Genomic DNA, 3,767 nt, shown 5'->3' with positions numbered 1-3,767 from the left:
CGCTCCAGCCCGCCCTCATCACGCCGCAACGAACCCAGCACCAGCCCATCGACCCCAGCGCCGTCGAGAGACTGCTCCACACCAGCAGTCAGCACAGGATGCGCGGAGGTCTCGACGAAGAAGCGGTAGCCCTGCTCGGCCAGGGCCCTCGTCGCCTCCTCGAAACGCACCGTCTGGCGAAGATTCGTGTACCAGTACTCCGCGTCCATCACCGACGTGTCCAGCCAGTCAGCCGTCACCGTCGAGAAGAACGGCACCTCAGCCACACGCGGCTCCAACCCCGCCAGAACATCCAGAAGCTCGTCGCGGATGGCCTCCACGTGCACCGAGTGCGACGCGTAATCCACCGGAATACGACGGGCACGGACCTCCTCCGCCTCACACCCGGCCAGCAACGCGTCCAGGCCGGCCACATCCCCGGAAACCACCACCGAAGAAGGCCCGTTGACCGCAGCCACCGACAGCCCGTCCGACAGCCGCTCTCGGACCTCCCCCACCGGCAGCGCCACCGACACCATGCCACCCGCACCCGACAGCGCCAGAATCGCCTTCGACCGCAGCGCCACCACCTTCGCCGCATCCTCGATCGACAGCGCACCCGCCACACACGCAGCCGCGATCTCACCCTGCGAATGACCCACCACAGCAGCCGGCACGACCCCGTACGAACGCCACAGCTCCGCCAGCGACACCATCACCGCCCACAGCACCGGCTGGACCACGTCCACCCGCTCCAACGCCTCCGCATCATCGAGCACGTCGAACAACGACCACTCCACATGCGACGACAAAGCCTCCGCGCACTCCCGCATCCGCCCCGCGAACACCGGCGACGACTCGATCAGTTCCGTGGCCATCCCGACCCACTGCGAACCCTGACCCGGGAACACGAACGCCACCTTGCCGCGCAGATCCGCGACACCACGCACGACCCCCGCCGCGGAACCGTCCTCGGCCAGCACCGACACCGCCGCCGCCTGATCCGCAGCCACAACCACGGCCCGATGATCCAGACCCGCACGGGACACAACCGTCGAATAGCCGACGTCGAACGCGGACAGACCCGGATGAGCCACCAGATGATCCCGCAACCGCACCGCCTGAGCGACCAGGGCGGTGTCGGTCCGGCCCGAGAGGACCCACGGGACCACGGAGGCGGGCGGTGGAGTGCGTTCGGCCTCGGTGTTCTCGGGAGCAGGCGCCTGCTCCAGGATGGTGTGCGCGTTGGTGCCGCTGACACCGAACGACGACACGGCGGCGCGACGCGGCTGTCCCGTCTCGGGCCACGGCCGGGCGTCGGTGAGCAGTTCGACGGCTCCGGCCGACCAGTCGACGTGCGGGGTCGGCTCATCGACGTGCAGGGTCTTGGGCAGGACGCCGTGGCGCATCGCCATGACCATCTTGATGACACCGGCGACACCGGCCGCGGCCTGGGTGTGCCCGATGTTCGACTTGATGGAGCCGAGCCACAGCGGACGGTTCTCGGGGCGGCCCTTGCCGTAGGTGGCGAGCAGCGCCTGCGCCTCGATCGGGTCGCCCAGTGTCGTCCCCGTGCCGTGGGCCTCCACCACGTCGATGTCGGCCGGCGCGAGGCCGCCGCTGGTGAGGGCTTGGCGGATGACGCGTCGCTGCGAAGGGCCGTTGGGGGCGGTGAGGCCGTTCGAGGCACCGTCCTGGTTGACGGCGGAGCCGCGGACGATCGCGAGGACCTGGTGTCCGTTGCGGCGCGCGTCGGACAGCCGCTCCACCAGGAGCAGGCCGACGCCCTCGCCCCAGCCGGTGCCGTCGGCGGCGGCGGCGAACGGCTTGCAACGGCCGTCGGCGGCCAGGCCGCGCTGACGGCTGAACTCGACGAAGAGGCCCGGCGCCGACATGACGGTGACGCCACCGGCGAGGGCCATGGAGCACTCGCCGTTGCGCAGTGCCTGGACCGCCAGGTGCAGGGCGACGAGCGACGACGAGCACGCGGTGTCCATGGTGACCGCGGGGCCTTCGAGGCCGAGGGTGTAGGAGACGCGACCGGAGAGGACGGCCGCGGCGTTGCCGGTGCTGAGGTAGCCCTCGACTCCCTCGGCGTCGGCGGCGAGGAGGGTGTTGATGTAGTCCTGGCTGTTGATTCCGGCGAAGACGCCGACCGGGCTGCCCTTCAGGGACAGCGGATCGATGCCCGCGCGTTCGAAGGTCTCCCATGCCACTTCGAGCAGCTGCCGCTGTTGCGGGTCCATGGCGAGTGCCTCGCGCGGGCTGATGCCGAAGAGCGCCGGGTCGAAGGTGCTCGCGCCGTCGATGAAGCCGCCGCCTCGCACGTAGCTGGTACCGGAGGCTCCCGGGTCGGGGTCGTAGAGACGCTCCAGGTCCCAGCCGCGGTCCCCGGGGAAGTCACCGATCGCGTCGGTGCCTTCGGCGACGAGCCGCCACAGGTCCTCGGGTGATCCGACGCCACCGGGGAAGCGGCATCCCATGGCGACGATCGCGACCGGTTCCTGGCTCTCCGCCTCCAAGTCCCGCAGCCGCCGGCGCGCTTCATGCAGGTCGGCGGTCACCCACTTGAGGTAGTCACGAAGTGTCTCCTCGTTCGCCACCTAACGCCACCTCTCCGGAACCGACAGCATCTGCGCAGCCGTCGACGAGACTTGCCCTGCTGGGGTCTTGGTCGGCGTGGCCGGCGCAGGCCACACACAGCCCTGATGCCGCTGGGCGTCTTTACGCCAGCGGCCGATCGCGCATTCGTACACGCCGGTGGCTGCACCAGTAAGAGGAAGGGGACCGAATTCCCGCTCCGAATCGGGGCATGACCACGCGACGCTATTCTTCATTACGGTCACGCTATGAGCGCGGGGGCGGCGGGAACAACCCCTATCCGCCCCTACCGAAACAGGCCGAGAACCCCTCTGACCTCTGCTTCTTCGACACCTGGCCCGGCCCCTGCGGAGGGGCCGGGCAGGGTCTGCTAGCGCCCGAGCTCGCGGTGGATGAAGTCGAAGAGCTCGTCGTCGGTGGCGTCGTCGAACTTCACCGTTCCCTCCTCGCCTTCCGGTTCGCCGTCCGCGCCGGTGAGCCTGGCGGCAAGGGCCTGCAGGCGTTCGGCGATCCTGGTCCGGGCGAGTTCGTCGGAGATCCCTCCGGTCAGGGCTCCTTCGAGCTGCTCCAGAGCGGCCAGGCCCACGGCGGCGGAGTCGGGGCCGTCCGGGCCGTCGACGAGACCGGTGGCCAGCTCCTCGGCGAGCGCGGCCGGCGTGGGGTGGTCGAAGATGACACTCGCGGAGAGTGGCAGAGCGGTGGCTGCTGTCAGCTGGTTGCGGATTTCCACCGCGGTCAGTGAATCACAGCCGAGTTCGCTGAAGGTACGGCTGGGGTCCACAGTGCCGGAATCGGCATATCCGAGTACGGCCGCTGTGTGCGCGCAGACCAATTCCACCAGAACGGCTGTCCGTTCGTTCTCCGGCATTTCCGCTATCCGTCGGCGAAGGTCGGTGGACTCCTCGCGCGGAACGTTGTCCTCGGGGGTGGTGTGTTCGCGCAGGTGTCGTACTTCCGGTATCCCGTCGAACAACGCCACACGCCCGGCACCGAACCGCTCCCAGTCCACATCGGCCACGGCCACGACCACGTCACCGTGATCGACCGCCTGCCGCATGGCGGCCAGAGCCCGCTCCGGCACCAACGGCGACAGACCACCCCGCCGCGCCCGCTCCTCGATCTCCCCGGACGCCATACCCCCACCGGCCCACGGACCCCACGCCACGGACGTGGCCGGAAGCCCCCGC

General features: G+C 69.6%; 2 protein-coding genes. Both read right to left on the bottom strand.

All coding sequences use genetic code 11. The annotated features are described in order from the left end of the window. A partial coding sequence (locus ACH4F2_RS35315) for a type I polyketide synthase (protein WP_398136753.1) occupies positions 1-2,582 on the bottom strand: 2,582 nt, incomplete at its 3' end. Between the two features lie 368 nt (positions 2,583-2,950). Further along, positions 2,951-3,767, bottom strand: an 817-nt coding sequence (locus ACH4F2_RS35310) for a phosphopantetheine-binding protein (RefSeq protein WP_398136752.1), incomplete at its 5' end; no start/stop codon positions are given.

This window comes from Streptomyces sp. NPDC017890, assembly GCF_044328675.1.
GTDB lineage: Bacteria > Actinomycetota > Actinomycetes > Streptomycetales > Streptomycetaceae > Streptomyces.
Note: the sequence above shows the minus strand (reverse complement) of the source record. Positions and strands in the feature narration are given on the sequence as shown.